Here is a 13,656-nt window from a genome sequence, read left to right as displayed (position 1 = left end):
GAAATGAGTTCCACACCCCCGGAAACCGAGACGCACGATATCACGCTGTCCCGAGAGGAACAGTGGGTCGTCCATCACGTTCTTTCGGACCGCGTCGACGAGGCGATCGACGAGGACGAACGACCGCCTGACTGGACGATCGAACTGTTCGAGACTATCGAGAGCGGAACGGAGACGCTGACCGCCAATCAGGCGCGACACCTCCACGATGCACTCGACAGCTATCTCGACGGCGAGGAGACGCCGGAGCAGGATCTCATCCACGGATCGACCGTCCGCACCCGACTCGAGGACGCATTCGAGATCGAGCAGTAACGACCTATCTTCTAACGCGAGTTCTGCGTTCGAGCGCAGTCGACCCGCCTCAAGGTCGCGTCGTCGCCCAGACCGCCGTCACCGCCAGTAACAGTGCCGGTACGAGCGGAAGGATCAACAGCGCAAAGCGGTAGCCATCGGCACTCGGCGGCACGAGAAGGATCGCGGTCGGCGCGACGAGAAAGGCAAAGACCATGACGCCGACGAGCGTCCAGCCGCGCCAGTCGAAGGTTCGATCGGCCGTCTCGGGGTGGGGCGGCCCGTCGACCCAGCCGTCGGTGGAGGGCCCGTTCGCGTCCGGGCCGTCCGCCGACTCGCGGCGCGTTCCGTCGTCGTCGAACGCGGACGGATCGTGGACGTAGCCGCCGTCGTCGCTCGAGGTCACGATCGGTGGTTTCGAGCGCACGGGCAAAGCACTCACGGTTCCGGCGGTGTCCGCACGATCCCGAGTCGGGTCGCGTCTGGCTGGCGCGATCGCCGGCTTACAGTTCGCTATCGGGGCGAACGGCCACCTTTCCGAACCCCTCACGGCCCTCGATGATCTCGTGGGCTCGCGCGGTTTCGCTCATCGGCAGCACCTCCCGGATCGCGGGCTCGAACGTGCCGTCCCAGACCAGGCTCATGACGTCGTCGACCTGCCCCGGCGTCCCCATCGTCGAGCCGATGATGTGAAGCTGGTTCCAGAAAATGCGAGGGATATCCGTTTCCGGATTCCCGCCCGCGGTGCCACCGCAGGTGACCAGTCGGCCGTTTTTCGCGAGGCTCTTGATCGAATCGCGCCAGGTGCCGGCTCCGATGTAGTCGACGACGACGTCGACGCCGCGACCGCCGGTTTCCTCGCGAACCCAGGACGCGAAGCTCTCGTCCTCGTAATTGACCACGTGGTCTGCACCGCATTCGCGAGCGTGGTCTAATTTCGCCTCGGTGCTGCCGGTCGCGTACACCTCCGCGCCCGCGTGGGCCGCGATCTGGACGGCCGCTTGACCGACGCCGCCGCTCGCACCGAGTACCAGCACCCGTTCGCCCGCCTCGAGGTCGGCCCGATCGATCAGCATCCGCCACGCGGTCTGGAACACGAGCGCGCTCGATCCCGCGGTCACCCAGTCGACGCCGTCGGGAACGGGAATCAGGTTATCTTCGGGGATCGCGGCGTACTCCGAGTGGACGCCGGTGACGTGTTCTCCGATCAGGTGAAAGTTGACACAGAGGGTCGGATCGCCGTGACGACAGAACTCACACTCGCCGCAGTGGACCCCCGCGGTGAGCGCGACGCGATCGCCCGCCTCGAAGCGGGAGACGTCGGGGCCGGTTTCCGCGACGACGCCGGCCGCGTCGCTGCCCGGTACGTGGGGCATCTCGAGGTCAAGCGTCGGGAGTCCGCGGCGAACCCAGACGTCGAGATGATTCAGCGCACCCGCCTTCACGTCGACGAGGACCTCGTTGCGATCGAGTTCGGGATCGGGATACTCGCCGTACTCGATGACGTCGGTTCCGCCGTGTCCGGTGATCTTGACAGCGTCCATACTCGGATCAGGACCGAGTCGTGCATAATAGTTGGTGTGGGAGAACCACTGGTGGTCGGTCGAGGTGTGGCGGCAAGCGTTGGCCTGTCGCGAACTGTCCGATCGCGCCCGTCTCGCGTTCGCCGCCGAAACCAGCGTCTCACGGCCCGTCGTGGACAGTGGCTACTTTAGCCCCGGCTGTTCAACGGGGAGTATGACGAAGACGCCACCGGAGGAGGACGATGCGGACGCCGACGACGTCGGCTCGCTCGCTGCCGGCGTCCTCACGGTCGCGTCCGATCGAGAACTCGCATCGGACGAGGCCGGCGAAGCCATCGTCACGCGTATCGAATCAGCCGACGCCGACGTAGTGGTACGCGATCACGTCGGCAGCGAGTACGATCGGGTACAGTCGATCGTCGAGCGGATGATCGATCGGGACGACGTGAACATCGTGATCACCGCCGGCGGGACGAGCATCGAACCCGACGACGTTACGCTCGAAGCAGTCGAGCCACTGCTCGAAAAGGAGCTGACCGCCTTCGACGAACTGTTTACCCACCTTGCGTACGAACAGGTCGGCTCGCGCGTCGTCGCGGCGCGGACCCTCGCAGGAATCGCCGACACCGTCCCGGTGTTCTGTCTCCCCGGCGACCCCGACGCGACCGTACTCGCGATCGACGAGATCATCCTCCCGGAGGGAGCCACGATCGTCGCCCTCGCGCGGGAAGACCCGAACGTCGACTCGACTGCGGACACTGACTCGGACGCTGACGAAGACGGCGACACGCGGGAGGCGGACGATCGGCAGTCGAACGCCGACGGTGACCGCTGATGAGTCCGGATAAGACGGACGACACGTCAGAATCCGATCGGCAGTGCGAGTCGCCAACCGAGCCGACGATCGACAAGGAGGCCATCCGAGAGCGCATCTGGGACGACCTCGAGGACAGCGGCGTCGCCCGGTTTCCGTTCCCGCCGCACGGCCGAATTCCGAACTTCGAGGGCGCGACGCGGGCGGCCGAACGGCTAGCCGATCAACCCGAGTGGCGACGGGCGACGACGATCAAGGCGAACCCCGACGCGCCGCAGTTGCCCGTCCGCCGACGCGCCCTGCGCGACGGCAAAATCGTGTACATGGCCGTCCCCAGACTCGCGGACGAACGATGTTTCCTGAAACTCGACCCCGCCGTTCTCGCGGACTACGACGAAGCGACGACGGTCTCCGGGTCGTCGAAACACGGGACACAGGTCGGTCCCGACGCTGTCGAACCGATCGATCTGATCGTCTCCGGCAGCGTTGCCGTGTGCGCGGAACCGCGCGCGGCGACGAACAGCAGTAGCCACGAAACCGACGACGGCGGCCGGATCGGTAAAGGTGAGGGGTACAGCGATCTCGAGTACGCCGTCCTCCGCGAACTCGATCTGGTCGACGACGAGACGCCGATTGCGACGACGATTCACGAACGACAATTGATCGAGAATCCGGTGGCTATCGGCGATCACGATGTCGCGATGGGACTCGTCGTAACTCCGGAGCGGGTGCTCCGGCCACTCTCGCAGCGTCAGCCGACGGGGGTCGACTGGTCGCTACTCGACGAGACGCGAATCGCTGAGATACCGGTGCTAGAACGGCTTCGCGATCGATCGCAGTGATCGACGAGAGCGCCGATCGACGAACGTCGCGTTTCGCGGCCGGAATCGACGAATTCGTTGCCGACTAGCCAGTCACGGGTACTGAAAACGTTCCGGGGCGTGGGGGACCCCGGATGCCAGAACCGAGACGACGCAGGCCGGTGCAGCGAAACCTGCGTCACCAGACGGAAACGGTGTGGCAATGGTGGGGGAAGGGTGCTGTGGTGGGGTTGCTGGAAGTCACGGGAAAGGCGAATAATGCCTCGGTGGGGTCTGCCCGTCGACCTCCACTCTCCGATAGCGCCGGGACGCACTTGAACAGGGGCGACGGTATAGGAGTCTTACGTCGAATTCCCCCGAATTCAATCCGAGTTCAATCAGCCGATACCGGCGTCGAGACGGTTCATACCGAGAAAGTAGGAATTTATAATAGTTTTAAATTAACTATTTGGGTGTCGAACAGCTCCGTGCTGTGACCGGACGCTGATCGACGACCGCCGAGCACGTCGGGCTAAAAACGGTGTTAGGCAGCCAACTCTTCGGCGACGACGGCCGCGTCCATGAGCTTCGGATCGATCGCGAGGTCGAGCTGTCCCTTGACGAACTCCGGAATCGTCCGTCGGGCGTAGGTAACCGTCTGCAGGTCGTCGTTCAAGTCGTGGGCGATCGGGATAGTAGTCGCCTGATCGATGTCGGTCAGGACGTACAGGTCGGCCTCAAGGATGCCCGCCTCCTCGAGCGTCGGCCGCGAGATGACGCCGTTGACCCGGGCGACGTCGACGCCCTGTGCTTCGAGCGCGTCACCGATTCCGTCTTCGTCAGGACCGCCGACGATCGCATCCATGGTCATTCGTACTCGATCGTCGCGGGTGGTTTGTGCGTCACGTCGTAGACGACGCGAGCGACGTTGTCGTTCTGGCCGGTGATCCGGGACTGAATGCGCTGGAGCGTCTCCCAGTCGATCTCTTGGGCGCGGGCGGTCATCCCGTCACGCGACTCGACGGAGCGCACGGAGACGACCCAGCCGTGGACGCGGTTGTCGCCTTTGACACCCGTCGCCTTGCCGATCACCGCCGCGAGCGCTTGCCAGGGCTCGTACTCCTCGAGTTCGTCCTCGACGACGTGGCAGGCGTGGCGGGCAACGTCGAGTTTTTCGTCGGTGACCTCTCCAATCACTCGGACCGCGAGCCCAGGGCCGGGGAACGGCATCCGCTCAGCGACGATTTCGTCGAGTCCGAGGTGGCGTGCCACCTCGCGAACCTCGTCCTTGTAGAGGTCGCGAACGGGTTCGACGATTCCCTCGAAGTCGACGACGTCCGGGAGACCCCCGACGTTGTGGTGGGATTTGATGTTCCCCTCGCTCTCGATCCGATCGGGATAGATCGTTCCCTGCACGAGGTAGTCGGCGTCGGCCTCGTTCGCCTCCCGCTCGAACTCGCGGATGAACTGTTCCCCGATAATATGACGTTTCTCCTCGGGATCGGTGACGCCGGCGAGTGCGTCGAGGAACCGATCTTTGGCGTCGACGATCCGCAGCGACTCCATGTAGTCGAACGTTTCCCGGATCTGGTCGGTCTCGCCTTTGCGCATCAGGCCGGTGTCGACGTAGACCGGCGTCAGTCGATCGCCGATCGCCTCGTAGGCTAACGCGGCGGCGACCGAGGAGTCGACGCCGCCCGAGAGGGCGATGACAGCGTTTGCGTCGCCGATTTCGTCTTCGATCTCTGCAACTGCGTCGGGTACGAACGTGTCGGTGTCGACCATCAGTGGGTTACCTCAGTTTCAGTCTCGTGGGTCTGTTCGTCGGACGATTCGGCCGCGGCAACTCGATCGAGGACGGCCTCGACCAGTCCGAGAAACGGCGGACTCGGCTGACCTGGGCGGGAGGTGTACTCGGGGTGGAACTGCGTCCCGAGGAAGTAGGGATGGTCCTCGAGTTCGAGAATCTCCATGCGGTTGCCAGCGGTGCCCGAGAAGACCATCGGTTCGTCCTCGAACCGATCGAAGTATTCGGGGTTGACCTCGTAGCGGTGCCGGTGGCGTTCCGTACAGGACGTATCGTCGTAGAGGTCGTAGGCGAGGGTCTCGGGTTCGATAACGGTCGTGTGCTCGCCCAGCCGCATCGTGCCGCCCATGTCTTCGACCTCGTACTGTTCCGGCAGGATGTCGATGACGGGATGGGGCGTCTCCGCTTTCATTTCGGCGGAGTGAGCGTCCTCGAGTCCAAGCACGTGTCGGGCGTACTCGACGACGGCCATCTGGAAGCCCAGACAGAGTCCGAGGAACGGAACGTCGTTCTCGCGGGCGTAGCGGACGGCCTCGATCTTGCCCTCCGAGCCGCGCATCCCGAAGCCGCCAGGAACGATGACGCCGTCGACGTCGTCGAGTTGCCCCTCGTGTCCGTCGGCCATCTCTCCGGCGGAGACCCAGTGAACGTTCACGTCGACGCCGACCTCGAAGCCGGCGTGCTTGAGCGATTCGTGGATCGACATATAGGCGTCTTCGAGGTCGTACTTGCCGACCAGCGCGACGTCCACCTCGCCCTCTTTTTCAGTCGTGACGATCTCGCGCCAGTCGTTGGTGCGTTCACCCTCCGGAAGTGCCGCATCGGCCAACCCGAAGTGCTCCAAGACGTACTGGTCGAGTCCTTCGTCTTCGACCATCAGCGGGACGTGGTAGACGTCCTCGACATCGGGATTCGAGAAGACCGCCTCCGTTTCGATGTCACAGAACAGGGCGATCTTCTCTTTGGTCTCGGGGTCAAGACGATCCTCACAGCGCCCGACGATCACGTCGGGCTGGAGGCCGATCGATCGCACTTCCTTGACGCTGTGCTGGGTCGGTTTCGTCTTCTGCTCGCCGTTTTTCGAGTAGGGAACGAGAGTGACGTGGGTAAAGAGAACGTTCTCCTCGGGCTCCTCGTGGGCGAACTGGCGCAGCGCTTCGAGGTAGGGCATTCCCTCGATGTCACCGACGGTGCCGCCGACTTCGATGATACAGACGTCGGTTCCCTCCGCGGCTTCCCGAATGCGCCGTTTGATATCGTCGGTGATGTGGGGGATGATCTGGACCGTTTTCCCGAGGTAGTCGCCCGCCCGTTCCTTCTCGATGACGTGCTGGTAGGTCTTCCCCGTGGTGATGTTGTGATCCGAGGTCATGTCGATGTCGAGGAACCGCTCGTAGTTCCCCAGGTCGAGGTCGACCTCACCACCGTCTTCCAAGACGTACACCTCCCCGTGCTGGTAGGGGTTCATCGTCCCCGCATCGACGTTGAGATACGGGTCGATCTTCACTGCAGTCACGTCGAACCCGGCGTTTTTGAGCAGACGGCCGGTGCTCGCAGCAGTGATGCCCTTACCCAGTCCGGACATCACGCCGCCGGTGACGAAGATGAACTTGTTCCCCAGCGAGGGGTCATAATGAGTGTCCGATTCCGTCGGCATACCGAGTGTCCGCGTGAACGGTTGAAAACGATTTCGGGACCGACCCGCCAGCGGGAGCCACTGGCACACTCGACAGTGTCGTAGCGGGTCGAGTTTCGAACCTGCCGTGGCGGCCGCACGTGCTCTACTCTACGGATTTTCGTCCTGAATCTCGACGATCTCGGCCCGATCGATCGTCTCGATGTCCCCACCCGAACGCAACTGGATCGTCTGTCCGGGGAGGTCGCGATCCCCCGCGTCGGCCGGTTCGTCCGGAACCGACACCGCAGTGATGTCGTCGAACGTCACGGATCGACGCTGAATCGGGTCGCCGTCGTACTCGACGGTGTCCCACGTTTCGGCGTCGATCTCGTCCATATCCATCCCGAAGTAGTGCTCGGCCTCCGGATTGACGGTATCTTCCGTCTGGGACTTGCCGGTCGTCCGGTTATCGTCGAACTGGACCTCCTCGTGTTTGTACTGGCGCAACTGGACGAGCATACCGCACCCGAAGACGAACAGTATCGTAAGGCTCACGCGAGCAATGTCCGGCCGCACATAACGAAAGGGCACCAAAGGGCGAGAAGCGTCACGTGGGACCCGCCCGAAGGGCGATCTCCGAATCTCCGGAACCGTTTTGTGTCACAGCATCAACTATCGAGTACGCGTGTCGTCTCACGAATACGGTGTCTCGGCCGACCCTGACCCACCGGCCGACGGTCTCGACCTCGGCTTCAAAGCCGGACTCGGCTTCTACCTCGGCGTGATCGTCGCCGGCTGGAGCGCGATCGGCGCGCTGCTCGCCGGGGCATCGACCGCCGCGACGGTTGCGACGGTCCCGAGTACGGTGACCGCCGTGTTGCTCGTCGTCTTCATTTTTGCCGATCGACTCGACGGCGTGCCGGTTCGACTCGGTCGAACCCGCTGGCGACGACTCGGCTGGTACCTCCCGGCAGCCGCCTTCGCGGGAATCCTGCTCGCGCCCGCGATCGCCCCGATCGCGTACACCGCAGGGTTCGTCACGCTCGCGATCGCGCTGACGGTCGTCACCGTGGCGGTCGCCGCCGGCCTCGCGCGAATGTCCAGAAATCGGTACGTCGCCGCGGTCACGACCGACGATCCCGTGGCGGTGGTGGCCTGGCAGCGCGTCGGACGGTTCACCGAGTTCTGGGACCGGTACGCCGCGATCGGCGCGATACTGATGATCGTCGCCGGACTGGGGAGCCTGTACGCCCAGCCGGGCGTCGTCGGGCTCTGGCTCCTCGGCTACGGCGTCTACCTCCTTCTCGCGACGACCACCGACTGGGTGACCCACGACCCGAGCGATCGGTGGGGAACCAGCCAACTTCGGGCCCACGACGCGGGACTCGTCCTCGAACGATCGCTCGGCACCACACTCCTCCCCTGGGAGACGATTACCGGCGTCTCCCTGACCGCCGACGAACTCGTGTTCGAGCGCCGCTGGTTCGATATTCGCTGCGATCGGGAGGCGATCGACGACCCCGAAGCCGTCTGCGAGGCGATCGAGCGCGCTCGCACCCGCGATCAGGAGATTAGTGGGACCGTCCCTGCAAGAAACTGAGCCGGATGCTACCGCGCCGGAGACGCGACGCGACCACTGAAACTGAAGGTACCTCTGCCCGAGGCTGGGCGTATGACCGACCTGCTCGTGACAGTCGACGGTCGCACGCTCGAGGCGACCTGGACGGACGAGGCCCCCAAAACACGGGCGGCACTCGAGGCCGCCCTCCCCGTCGCCGGCGACGCGGTCCGCTGGGGGGACGAACTCTACACTGACGTCTCGCTCGACGTACCGCCGGAGAACGCACGCGAGGTCGTTTCCAAGGGAACGATCGCCTACTGGCCGGCCGGCGCGAAACTGTGTCTGTTCTGGGGACCGACGCCGGCGAGTCGCGACGACGAACCGCGCGCGGCAGCTCCCGTCACCCCGATCGCGAGGGTCGACGACACCGACCCGCTGACCACGCTGGAGGGAGGCGCTCGGCTTCGGTTCGAGCCAGCAGACGGCCGGTAAGCGTCTCACTGCTGGACTGCAAATTCGGGCCTCACGATCCGTTTCGCCGAATCGTCTCGCGATTCGATCGGAATCGATCGCGCCCGCGCGAGATGACCAACGAGAGCCATCCCGCCCCCGTCAACGCGACGAGTACGGTGGCGAACCCGTAAAACAGCGCCGTCGATCCGATCGCCAGCCCGTAAAACAGCCCGGTGGCGAGAGTGACGGTAAACACGACGAGGAACCAGACCATCTTCACCATACGACTTATAAGCGGTTCGATACTATAAGTGCGCCGGCTCTCAGCGCCTCGAAAGGCGACCAACAGATCGATTGCTGCGGGTTGACGGTCGTTTGACGGTCGTCACTTGCCCCAGAAGGGGTCGCGGCTGCGCTGCTTGTCGAGGTACATGTTCAGCGCCTCGAGTTCGTCGCCGGGAATCTCGCTCGCGAGTTCCTGCTCGAGAATTTTCGCGTGTTTCTCTGGGAGTTCGATCCAGAGTTCCTCGCCCTCCTCGATCTGGCGGCCGACCGTCGGGCCGTCGATCGCAACGGAGACACGGTTGCCGGCGCGGGCCTCGTCGACGTCCTCGCCTTGCTTTTGAATCCCTTTGACCTGCCCGACGCGTTCGAACTCGTTGCCCTCGAGTTTCACGACGGTCGCGTTGTTCTGGATGGTCCCGGCGTTGACCTCGACGCCGACGACTGCGGGATCGTTCTGGCGAAACGTGTGGTCCGGCAAAATGCGGAATCGGGCGGGGCGGACGATGTTGTCCAGAATCGTATCCTGCTGTGCGCGTTCGATCTCCTCGACGTGCTCTTCGTACTCTTCGACGAGCTGATAGATGACCTCGTCCGTGAAGAGCTCCACGTCGTCAATCTCCGCGCGCCGCTGTGCGTCCGAGAGCACGTCGACGTTGAAGCCGAGAATGACCTGCTGTTTGGGGTCTTCGACCGTCGACGCCACCGAGATGTCACGCGGCGCGACGTCCCCGACTTCCGCACGGACGATCGGCACCTCCGCGTCTGCTAAGGCGTCGGCCATCGCTTCGAGGCTCCCGAGCGTGTCGGCTTTGACGACGACGCCCTGTTCGTCCGTATCGACGGCGATGTCCGCGAGTTCGGCCTGGACTTCCTGAATGACCTCCTCGCGATCGCGATCGCGGACGACGCGGACGGGCGCGCCGGCCATCGCGTTGCCGAGTTCCGGGGCGGCGACTTTGATACCTGCTGCGGCAGAGACCTCGTCGACTTTCTCGAATCGACTCTCGGTCCGAATCTCCGCGAGCGGGCGGGGCTGTAACAGCGCCCGAACCTCGGTGACGATCGGTTCGTTCTGGCCGCCGACGACGATCGTATCGTCGGCCCGGATCGTCCCGTCGTAGAGGACGATATCGATCGTCTTTCCGAATCCTTTCTCCTCTTTGACTTCGAGGACGGTCCCGACGCCGGGGCCGGCGACGTCGATCTCCATTTCCTCTTTCATGTACCGCTGGGAGAGACCCATCATGACCGCGAGCAGGTCGGGGACGCCCTCGCCGGTCATCGCGCTGACGGGAACGACGCCGACGTTTCGCTGGAAGTTCTGCACGCGCCAGTAGAGGTCAGCGGAGAATCCCTCGTCCGAGAGGTTTCCGATGATCTCGTAGAGGCTCTCGTCGAGGCGCGAGGTGACGCGATCGGACTGGGCGTCGTAGGTCGCGTTGATCGGCGTATCCTCGTTTGCGTTCCAGCCGGGGACGGTATCGATCTTGTTCGCCGCGACAATAAACGGTGTCTGCGATCGGCGGAGGATGTCGAGCGCTTCGAGCGTCTGTGGCTGGAAGCCGTCGTTGACGTCGACGACGAGGATCGCGATGTCGGCCAGCGCGCCGCCGCGAGAGCGCAGCGTCGTAAACGAGTGGTGGCCCGGCGTGTCGATGAACAGCAGTCCCGGCAGGTCGAAGTCGTCGGGATTGACGAGTTCGCCCGCGATCGAGGAGATGATGTCCAGCGGGACAGCCGTCGCACCGATGTGCTGGGTAATCGCGCCTGCTTCGCCCTCGATAACCGCCGAACCGCGGATCTTGTCGAGGAGACTCGTCTTCCCGTGATCGACGTGCCCGAGGACGGCGACGATCGGGGTTCGCAGAGATGTGGGGTCGTGTGTATCCGAATTAGACATGATGACCACCCGAGAAGGTCGTTGTCGTATCGTCCGTTTCGCAGTAGTTAAACCCATCGTCACGACCGAACCGGGGTCGCTGCACCGTGTTACGTCGACGCGTGCCGCCGGCTATCCGATCGATCGTGGGAGGTGGGGCCCAACGAGCGGACCCGACGAGCGTTACGAGCGACTGCGGCGATCGGTCGCCAGTGTGTCGGGTGGTTGGTCCCGACGAGTGTGGTCGCTCCGACTCGCTGCTGACCGTCTGACGATCGGTTGCCATCCGTCAGACGACCCCATGGTCTTTAATATCGACCAGTAAGTAGTGGCGGGCATGAGCGAAATACTCGCTGAGAACCTCTCGGGAAAGTCGGTCATGGGATCCGACGGAACCGAACTCGGATTGCTCTATAATATCACGATGGACGTAAAGTCCGGCGCACTCCACGACCTCGTTATCGAGCCGGACGAAGAGCTCTCGACTCGAAGCGTCGATTTCGACCGTAACGACACCGGTCGCTTCCTGGTCCCCGTCAGTCGCGTCCAGGCCGTCAAAGATTACATCGTCGTCCAGCGCTAACGGTATGTACGTTCTCGACTCCTCGGCTTTTATTCACGACTTTCACACGACAGAACAGACTGCAACGATCCCACTCGTCCGCGAGGAACTCGAAGACGAGAGCGCCTATCGCTACGACGCGATGGAGGGTTCCGGAATGCACATTCACATTCCGAACGAGGATACGACCGAAAAAGTTCGACGCGCCGCAAAAGAGTCGGGCGATCTCGATGTGCTTTCTGATACCGACATTCGCCTCGTCGCGGCCAGTTTCGAACTCGACGCCACGCTCGTGACCGACGATTACGCGATGCAAAACGTCTCCGAGAGGCTACACGTCAGCGTAAAAGTGATCGCCCGCGACGGAATCGACGAACAGCGACAGTGGCACTACCAGTGTCAGGGCTGCGGTCGAGAGTTCGACGAACAGAAAGACCGCTGTCCGATCTGTGGTTCGTCGCTCGCTCGAAAAAACCCGCCCTGACCGGGTTCGACGAGACTCCGTTTCCAGTCAGCTGTTTCGTTTCGAGAGCGATCGTCCGAATCGACAGTCGACAGGCACTCGATCGCCGGCGGGTGTCCGACCGGGTCCACACGCACGTGACGTACTTCACACGTACGTGACGTACATGTTCGCAAAGAGGATCGCGTTGTAGACGCCGTGGACGAGCGACGGGACCAGGAGGTTTTCGGTGCGCTCGTAAATCGTTCCGAGCACCAGCGACAGGCCGAAGATGACCGCTAGACTCGCGATTACCTGTCCGGGTCCGGCGGTACCGTAGGCGAGGACGTGGACGACGGCGAAGATTACGCTGCCGACGATGACGGCACCGTAGCGCGAGAACGTTTCGTACAGCGATTTCTGGATGACGTTTCTGTAAAGCAGTTCCTCGAACGGACCGATAATCAAGATTGCCGCCGGCACCAGTACAAGCATGATTTCGGGGTTTTCCTGGGCTTGCTGGGTGGTACCGTGGTCGGCGCTCTCGACGCCGGTCGCCTGGAACAGCAGTGAAATTGCGATGAGTGCGCCAAAGAGGATGACGATTCCGCCGACGGTCCAGGCGGCGTCCTGCAGCGACGGAACCCTGAGATCGATGTACGAGAAGTCGTACTCGCGCACGCCGAGGTAGATCACCGCGACGGCCGCCGTGCCGACCGCCATCCCGAACTGGCTGAGCGCGACCAGCTGGAGCTGTGACAGTGAGCCGGTGATCGCCATAGCCGGCAGCGCGATCACCAGTGTCGCGATCTGTGCGCCGAGCAGCCCAACGATCCCGACGATCAGCAGGAACGTCGTCCGGAGACTCCGGTCTTTGAGTCCCCGCCCGCCGATCCCGAAGTAATCGGCCACGGCGATGCCGGTGGCGATACCCGCCGTGAGAAACGCCGTAAACAGGAGCGAAACCGACCAGCCGGTCACCGGAACTGTCGTCGGAACCGAGACGCCCTGGTTCAGGGCGTAGCCCGACAGCAAGACGACGGCGAGACTCGAGAGTCCGGCGACCGCCGCCGTGATTCTGCGGTCGAACAGTCCGTATCGGCTGCCCAGAAACGCAGCGATAGCGAGCAGTGCAAACGCTGTGCCGGCCCAGACGATCGGATCGTCGACGCCCCGACGAACGGGAATCGCCATCGCGGCGACCGTGACGGCGGCGAGCCCGGTCCCGACGGCAGGCACCGCCCTGGAGGCGTACGTGCCTGCGTCGTCGACTCGCGCTGTCTCGTTCATACCCCGACTTTCGCGTGGACCCACATAGGGCCTCCGCAACCGGTCGGTGGTGGCCAGACGATCGACCGACCCGCGGTCATTCGGTCAGCGGGAGTGCAACTCCGAAGCCGAAGACGGAGACGAAGCCAGTTCCGACCCCGATCGCCATCACGTCGACGGCGAGTTCCAGTTCCCACTCGGGGAGCGGACCGAAAAGCATCGGCCCGATCGCCGCGATCGCAGCCCCGAGAAGAACCATCGCGAACCCGAGGACGAGGCCGCCCTTTACGTACCGTCCGTAGTCGAGCCCCATTCCGTGGCCCATAGCGGCGGGTCGTTCGGGTGCGTT

17 protein-coding genes are annotated in these 13,656 nt (G+C 63.6%); 7 read left to right on the top strand and 10 right to left on the bottom strand.

What is annotated here, in order from left to right; translation table 11 throughout:
• Window positions 1-3: 3 nt before the first annotated feature.
• Complete coding sequence (locus tag AC6I6L_RS01645; protein WP_497915972.1) at window positions 4-315, top strand: DUF7853 family protein; 312 nt, start codon at window positions 4-6, stop codon at window positions 313-315.
• A 49-nt stretch (window positions 316-364) separates the two neighbouring features.
• Here AC6I6L_RS01645 and AC6I6L_RS01640 read toward each other — a convergent pair whose 3' ends face one another.
• Window positions 365-700, bottom strand: a complete 336-nt coding sequence (locus tag AC6I6L_RS01640) for a DUF7977 family protein (RefSeq protein ID WP_497915971.1) — start codon at window positions 698-700, stop codon at window positions 365-367.
• A 97-nt stretch (window positions 701-797) separates the two neighbouring features.
• Entirely contained in the window at window positions 798-1,838 is a 1,041-nt protein-coding gene (locus AC6I6L_RS01635; protein ID WP_497915970.1) for a zinc-binding dehydrogenase, read from the bottom strand.
• A gap of 193 nt (window positions 1,839-2,031) precedes the next feature.
• Between AC6I6L_RS01635 and AC6I6L_RS01630 the strand changes: the two genes are divergently transcribed.
• Together AC6I6L_RS01630 and AC6I6L_RS01625 are read left to right on the top strand one after the other, a co-directional pair.
• Complete coding sequence (locus AC6I6L_RS01630; RefSeq protein WP_497915969.1) at window positions 2,032-2,652, top strand: MogA/MoaB family molybdenum cofactor biosynthesis protein; 621 nt, start codon at window positions 2,032-2,034, stop codon at window positions 2,650-2,652.
• Window positions 2,652-3,473 (top strand): 5-formyltetrahydrofolate cyclo-ligase, encoded by an 822-nt coding sequence (locus AC6I6L_RS01625; protein ID WP_497915968.1) that lies wholly within the window; start codon window positions 2,652-2,654, stop codon window positions 3,471-3,473. Before AC6I6L_RS01630 ends, AC6I6L_RS01625 begins: the two co-directional genes overlap by 1 nt.
• Window positions 3,474-3,975: 502 nt before the next feature.
• Here AC6I6L_RS01625 and AC6I6L_RS01620 read toward each other — a convergent pair.
• The 4 genes from AC6I6L_RS01620 to AC6I6L_RS01605 all read right to left on the bottom strand — a co-directional run bounded on the left by AC6I6L_RS01620 (window position 3,976) and on the right by AC6I6L_RS01605 (window position 7,375).
• On the bottom strand, window positions 3,976-4,302 hold the full coding sequence (locus AC6I6L_RS01620; protein WP_497915967.1) for a DUF7126 family protein: 327 nt from the start codon (window positions 4,300-4,302) through the stop codon (window positions 3,976-3,978).
• Complete coding sequence (guaA, locus tag AC6I6L_RS01615; RefSeq protein ID WP_497915966.1) at window positions 4,299-5,216, bottom strand: glutamine-hydrolyzing GMP synthase; 918 nt, start codon at window positions 5,214-5,216, stop codon at window positions 4,299-4,301. Before guaA ends, AC6I6L_RS01620 begins: the two co-directional genes overlap by 4 nt.
• Window positions 5,216-6,895, bottom strand: coding sequence for a glutamine hydrolyzing CTP synthase (gene pyrG / locus AC6I6L_RS01610; protein ID WP_497915965.1), 1,680 nt, complete (start codon window positions 6,893-6,895; stop codon window positions 5,216-5,218). Before pyrG ends, guaA begins: the two co-directional genes overlap by 1 nt.
• Window positions 6,896-7,024: 129 nt before the next feature.
• A complete protein-coding gene (locus AC6I6L_RS01605) occupies window positions 7,025-7,375 on the bottom strand; it encodes a hypothetical protein (RefSeq protein WP_497916826.1) in 351 nt (116 codons plus the stop codon).
• 166 nt (window positions 7,376-7,541) lie between these two features.
• Here AC6I6L_RS01605 and AC6I6L_RS01600 point away from each other — a divergent pair, with 166 nt between their 5' ends.
• Together AC6I6L_RS01600 and AC6I6L_RS01595 are read left to right on the top strand one after the other, a co-directional pair.
• On the top strand, window positions 7,542-8,456 hold the full coding sequence (locus AC6I6L_RS01600; RefSeq protein ID WP_497915964.1) for a PH domain-containing protein: 915 nt from the start codon (window positions 7,542-7,544) through the stop codon (window positions 8,454-8,456).
• A gap of 72 nt (window positions 8,457-8,528) precedes the next feature.
• Window positions 8,529-8,909 (top strand): cyclophilin-like family protein, encoded by a 381-nt coding sequence (locus AC6I6L_RS01595; protein ID WP_497915963.1) that lies wholly within the window; start codon window positions 8,529-8,531, stop codon window positions 8,907-8,909.
• 31 nt (window positions 8,910-8,940) lie between these two features.
• Here AC6I6L_RS01595 and AC6I6L_RS01590 read toward each other — a convergent pair whose 3' ends face one another.
• The gene (locus AC6I6L_RS01590; RefSeq protein WP_497915962.1) at window positions 8,941-9,153 is read right to left on the bottom strand and encodes a hypothetical protein; all 213 of its coding nucleotides are present in this window, start codon (window positions 9,151-9,153) and stop codon (window positions 8,941-8,943) included.
• Between the two features lie 102 nt (window positions 9,154-9,255).
• Entirely contained in the window at window positions 9,256-11,055 is a 1,800-nt protein-coding gene (infB, locus tag AC6I6L_RS01585; protein WP_497915961.1) for a translation initiation factor IF-2, read from the bottom strand.
• Between the two features lie 316 nt (window positions 11,056-11,371).
• Between infB and AC6I6L_RS01580 the strand changes: the two genes are divergently transcribed.
• A complete protein-coding gene (locus AC6I6L_RS01580; RefSeq protein WP_497915960.1) occupies window positions 11,372-11,617 on the top strand; it encodes a PRC-barrel domain-containing protein in 246 nt (81 codons plus the stop codon).
• 4 nt (window positions 11,618-11,621) lie between these two features.
• On the top strand, window positions 11,622-12,080 hold the full coding sequence (locus AC6I6L_RS01575) for an NOB1 family endonuclease (protein ID WP_497915959.1): 459 nt from the start codon (window positions 11,622-11,624) through the stop codon (window positions 12,078-12,080).
• A gap of 126 nt (window positions 12,081-12,206) precedes the next feature.
• Here the strand turns inward: AC6I6L_RS01575 and AC6I6L_RS01570 are convergent, their stop codons facing one another.
• A complete protein-coding gene (locus AC6I6L_RS01570) occupies window positions 12,207-13,328 on the bottom strand; it encodes a CPBP family intramembrane glutamic endopeptidase (RefSeq protein ID WP_497915958.1) in 1,122 nt (373 codons plus the stop codon).
• Between the two features lie 76 nt (window positions 13,329-13,404).
• Window positions 13,405-13,632, bottom strand: a complete 228-nt coding sequence (locus AC6I6L_RS01565) for a DUF7860 family protein (RefSeq protein ID WP_497915957.1) — start codon at window positions 13,630-13,632, stop codon at window positions 13,405-13,407.
• Window positions 13,633-13,656: the final 24 nt, after the last annotated feature.

The sequence above is a fragment of the Halosolutus sp. DAT137 genome, from assembly GCF_059736405.1.
This window is presented reverse-complemented; position numbering and strand designations above follow the sequence as displayed.

Coding starts and splice junctions, on each gene's coding strand:
- AC6I6L_RS01645 (WP_497915972.1), top strand. CDS start 4: ATGAGTTCCACACCCCCGGAAACCGAGACGCACGATATCACGCTGTCC.
- AC6I6L_RS01635 (WP_497915970.1), bottom strand. CDS start 1,838: ATGGACGCTGTCAAGATCACCGGACACGGCGGAACCGACGTCATCGAG.
- AC6I6L_RS01630 (WP_497915969.1), top strand. CDS start 2,032: ATGACGAAGACGCCACCGGAGGAGGACGATGCGGACGCCGACGACGTC.
- AC6I6L_RS01625 (WP_497915968.1), top strand. CDS start 2,652: ATGAGTCCGGATAAGACGGACGACACGTCAGAATCCGATCGGCAGTGC.
- AC6I6L_RS01620 (WP_497915967.1), bottom strand. CDS start 4,302: ATGACCATGGATGCGATCGTCGGCGGTCCTGACGAAGACGGAATCGGT.
- guaA (WP_497915966.1), bottom strand. CDS start 5,216: ATGGTCGACACCGACACGTTCGTACCCGACGCAGTTGCAGAGATCGAA.
- pyrG (WP_497915965.1), bottom strand. CDS start 6,895: ATGCCGACGGAATCGGACACTCATTATGACCCCTCGCTGGGGAACAAG.
- AC6I6L_RS01605 (WP_497916826.1), bottom strand. CDS start 7,375: ATGCTCGTCCAGTTGCGCCAGTACAAACACGAGGAGGTCCAGTTCGAC.
- AC6I6L_RS01595 (WP_497915963.1), top strand. CDS start 8,529: ATGACCGACCTGCTCGTGACAGTCGACGGTCGCACGCTCGAGGCGACC.
- AC6I6L_RS01590 (WP_497915962.1), bottom strand. CDS start 9,153: ATGGTGAAGATGGTCTGGTTCCTCGTCGTGTTTACCGTCACTCTCGCC.
- infB (WP_497915961.1), bottom strand. CDS start 11,055: ATGTCTAATTCGGATACACACGACCCCACATCTCTGCGAACCCCGATC.
- AC6I6L_RS01580 (WP_497915960.1), top strand. CDS start 11,372: ATGAGCGAAATACTCGCTGAGAACCTCTCGGGAAAGTCGGTCATGGGA.
- AC6I6L_RS01575 (WP_497915959.1), top strand. CDS start 11,622: ATGTACGTTCTCGACTCCTCGGCTTTTATTCACGACTTTCACACGACA.
- AC6I6L_RS01570 (WP_497915958.1), bottom strand. CDS start 13,328: ATGAACGAGACAGCGCGAGTCGACGACGCAGGCACGTACGCCTCCAGG.
- AC6I6L_RS01565 (WP_497915957.1), bottom strand. CDS start 13,632: ATGGGCCACGGAATGGGGCTCGACTACGGACGGTACGTAAAGGGCGGC.